Annotated in this window: 4 protein-coding genes; 2 read left to right on the top strand and 2 right to left on the bottom strand. The window is 70.7% G+C overall.

Annotation, left to right across the window (positions count from 1 at the left end; translation table 11 throughout):
- Both WA805_RS12970 and WA805_RS12965 read left to right on the top strand, forming a co-directional pair.
- Nucleotides 1-852 (top strand): MFS transporter (locus WA805_RS12970; RefSeq protein WP_425242456.1); only part of this gene is annotated, 852 nt, incomplete at its 5' end.
- Nucleotides 853-862: 10 nt separating this feature from the next.
- Nucleotides 863-1,261: a PPOX class F420-dependent oxidoreductase gene (locus WA805_RS12965; RefSeq protein WP_422280208.1), complete on the top strand. Its 399-nt coding sequence runs from the start codon at nt 863-865 to the stop codon at nt 1,259-1,261.
- 126 nt (nt 1,262-1,387) lie between these two features.
- Here WA805_RS12965 and WA805_RS12960 read toward each other — a convergent pair whose 3' ends face one another.
- Complete coding sequence (locus WA805_RS12960; protein ID WP_425242455.1) at nt 1,388-1,891, bottom strand: hypothetical protein; 504 nt, start codon at nt 1,889-1,891, stop codon at nt 1,388-1,390.
- 45 nt (nt 1,892-1,936) lie between these two features.
- The coding region (locus WA805_RS12955; RefSeq protein WP_425242454.1) for an ATP-binding cassette domain-containing protein at nt 1,937-2,310 on the bottom strand (374 nt) is incomplete at its 5' end.

Genomic DNA, 2,310 nt, shown 5'->3' with positions numbered 1-2,310 from the left:
GCGGTGCCGCTCGTGGCGGGCGGCACGGCCCTGATCGCCTGGGCGCTGGTCCGGGTCGGGGACTCGGGCTGGGGCGACGTCAGGGGAATCGCCGCCCTCATCGCCGGCGTCGCGCTGCTCGCCGGGTTCGTACTGCGCGAGCGGACGACGGCAGAACCGATGCTGCCGCTGCGGCTCTTCCGCGTCCGCGCGTTCTCCGCGGCCAACCTCGCCGCGTTCTGCATGAGCGGGGCGATCTTCTCCGCCGCGTTCCTCACCGCCCAGTACTTCCAGCTCGGCCTGGGATATTCGCCGCTGGCGACCGGGCTGCGGCTGCTGCCGTGGACGGCGACGCCGATGGTGGTCGCTCCGCTGGCCGGCGCGCTGGCCGACCGGATGGGCACCCGGCCGCTGCTCGTCACCGGCCTGCTGTTGCAAGCCGGCGGGCTGGCCTGGGTGGCGTCCATGGCGGCCGCCGGATCCTCGGGTTACGGGCGGTTCGTGGCGCCGCTGATCATCGCCGGCGTCGGAGTCTCGATGGCGATCCCGACCGCGCCGACCGCCGTGCTCAGCGCTGTCGGGCCTGCCGATGTCGGCCGCGCGTCCGGGGTGAGCAACACGATGCAGCGGTTCGGCGCGGCGTTCGGGATCGCGCTAGTGACCGCCGTGTTCGCCGCCAACGGGCACCTCGGGTCTGTCGCGTCGTTCACCGCAGGCTACCGGCCAGCGATGTTCGTGTCGGCCGGGATCTCGCTGCTCGGCGCGGCCGCCGCTATCGCGATCGGGCGGCGCGCCGCGGCTGTCGCGACATCACATCCGCAAGGGCTGGAGGATGTGCGCGCCACCGAGACGCAACACGTAGCCGCGTCGTAAAGTTCGTGGCATGACGACGATTCCAGACTCGCACCGCGACCTGCTCAACGCGCAGGTCGCGGTGCTCGGCACGATCGGGGCCAGCGGCCGGCCGCAACTGTCCGGCGTTTGGTTCCTCACCGAGGACGACACGGTCAAGTTCTCGCTGAACACCGCCCGGCAGAAGGTGAAGAACCTGCAGGCGGACCCCAAGGCCAGCGTGCTCATCTTCGACGAGCAGTCGCCCTACCGGTACCTGGAGCTGCGGGGCGACGCCGAGGTCACGCCGGACCCCGACTACACCTTCGCCGACAAGGTAGGCGCCAAGTACGGTGGCGCGGACCTGCGGGAACGCGACAACCCTGGCGACACCCGCGTGGTGGTCACCATCCACCCGACCCGAGTGTTCGCCTGGCCGCCCGCCGGCTAACCAGAGCCGCACGCCCCAACGTGGTCGATGTGACATCGACGACGCTCTTTGGTGGTCGATGTGACATCGACCACCAAAGAGCGGGTGGCTGGCGGGAGGGCGGGTGGCTGGCGGGCGGCAGGGGGCTCAAGCCTGGTAGCGCGGGGCCTTGAAGTACTCCGTTGACGAGCGCTGCCAGAGGAAGATGATCGCGCCGAGGCCGATCAGCCAGATCACGATCGAGTAGATCCGCGAGGCGCCGCCGCTCGAGATCGCGGACGCGCCGGCCACCACGTTGATCGTCTCGATGGCGAACAGCACGGTGGACACGATCCGCGCCCAGTTCTTGCCCGCCTTGGAGCTCTGCGCCATCCACAGCCAGAGCGCGGCGCCGATCAGGCCGCTGGCGATGAGGACGCCGATCGCCACGTGCTGGGCGTTGTTCACCTGGGTCGCCGTCAGGCTCGGGTTCTTCGAGATGATCTGGCTCTTGATCGAGCTCAGCGTCGTCAAGGCGATGATGATGCCGATCAGGCTCGCCGCCGCGCCCGCGTACATGAGCTGCACGGCCCTGGTTATCGACTGCGGGACAGGCGGACGGGTGGCCGGCTCGGGCATCTGGGTTCCGCCCGGGTAAGGCTGGTACGACATGGCGGCCCCTTAAGCCGACGTTATGGAAGACCGGAAGTGAGACTACTACCCGCGCGCGCCGGTGTCAGGGCGGGGACGCAGCGGCGCGACGACCGGGCGGCCGTCGGCGCCCGTAACCACGCTAACGCGCGCCGCGTAGACGGTTCCGATCAGGGCGGCGGTGAGCACCGCGGCCGCCGGGCCGGCCGCCGCGACCTCGCCCTCGTGCAGCAGCACCAGCTCGTCGGCGTACTGGCCGGCGGCGGTCAGGTCGTGCAGCGTGGACAGCACGGTCAGCCCGCCGTCCCTGCGCAGGCCGTCGACGAGCTCGAGCACTTGCTGCTGATGGCCGACGTCCAGCATGGAGGTGGGCTCGTCGAGCAGCAGCACACTCGCCTCGGTGGCCAGCGCCCGCGCGAGCACCACCCGCTGCCGCTCCC

Source organism: Trebonia sp. (genome assembly GCF_049794275.1).
GTDB lineage: Bacteria > Actinomycetota > Actinomycetes > Streptosporangiales > Streptosporangiaceae > Trebonia.
Note: the sequence above shows the minus strand (reverse complement) of the source record. Positions and strands in the feature narration are given on the sequence as shown.